This window comes from Pedobacter borealis DSM 19626, assembly GCF_000708285.2.
GTDB classification, from domain to species: domain Bacteria; phylum Bacteroidota; class Bacteroidia; order Sphingobacteriales; family Sphingobacteriaceae; genus Pedobacter; species Pedobacter borealis.
The window spans coordinates 1-1,189 of the sequence record NZ_JAUG01000192.1 but is presented as its reverse complement, the minus strand read 5'-3'; the positions used below and the strand labels follow the sequence as shown (position 1 = coordinate 1,189).

Annotated in this window: 1 protein-coding gene and 1 pseudogene; both read left to right on the top strand. The window is 37.3% G+C overall.

All coding sequences use genetic code 11. From position 1 onward, the window contains the following. The coding region (locus tag AW17_RS23380) for a GLPGLI family protein (protein ID WP_029280798.1) at positions 1 to 402 on the top strand (402 nt) is incomplete at its 5' end. Positions 403 to 927: 525 nt separating this feature from the next. Further along, a pseudogene (locus tag AW17_RS25065) lies at positions 928 to 1,086 on the top strand (histone H1). Positions 1,087 to 1,189 lie beyond the last annotated feature (103 nt).

The window sequence follows — 1,189 nt, the reverse complement described above, 5'->3', positions numbered from 1 at the left end:
ACAATCCTGAACCATGTTTGTCAAAAAGCTACTACAAAAGCTATAAATATGCGGACGCAGACAACGATGAAAGACGGCAATATGGTGAAATCAGAAGTAGCAGATACGACAACGATTACTGCCTGGTATGCCACTGATATTCCCGTTCAGGCAGCGCCGGAAGTATATGGGCAATTGCCTGGTTTGGTACTTCAATTGGAGAAGAACAGCCCATATGCAATCTCAACGTATACGGCAACCGAAGTGTCTGATAAATTAAACTTAGCGGCAATTAAAGCGCCAGCAAAAGGAAAAAAAGTTACCGCAGACGAGATGAAGAAAGAGATGGAAAAGTTGATGAAACAAATGATGGAAAACAACGGGCCGATAAAACAGGGGACACCGATGCGGTTCGGAAATTAAAATTTTTACGGATAAAATCTTTCAATGTGCCGAAAATGGAATACAAAAATTTGGTTGCTGAACCGCACTTACCAAATGGAAAACTTTTTCCTCAATGCAAGAATAAAGAAGAGATTAGATCTTTATGTCCATCATTTTTGAACTTTTTGTTTAAATTTGATTACCAAAAACAGCGAAATAACTCAATATAAATTGATGATTATTATTTTGAATGGGACAGGATTTGCTGTGAGGTTGCCTAGTGAAGTAAGGTTAATTAATGATGAAAATGATAGCATCATCTAGCTTTAATAGAACTGAAAGGTGAACGGATTAAAGCGATTAAATCACATTATTCGTTTTTGCCTTATAAGAATCGTGGCTTCAATCATATTTTTGATGAGGTATACTATCTGCTTTTTGGCTTCATCAATAAAAACACCAGTTTGAATAGCCGTGCGTTCTTTGTTCCGCCTTTCCGATACTTAACTGTGTTCCGTCGATACAAAAAGATTGAAAAGGTAGGTTTTAATTACGTTTCAGAAAGTGAAGGATCTTGTAGCTTCGGTTGAGGCTGACGTAGAGAAATTTTATAACGGAGGCAAGACAGCTGGCTGAACGCGTATAAGGAAAGCTATGCAGGACTTAAAGGTGCTAACAGGAGATATCCGCAAAGAAGTAACGAAAAAGAAAAACGCAAAATAAAGAATTATTGTTTTGGCAAATGATTAAGGCTGTATGTGAATGTGGCCTTAATCATTTACACGTTTTCGCTATAGCCTTATAACCTGAGTTCGATTATTAAATC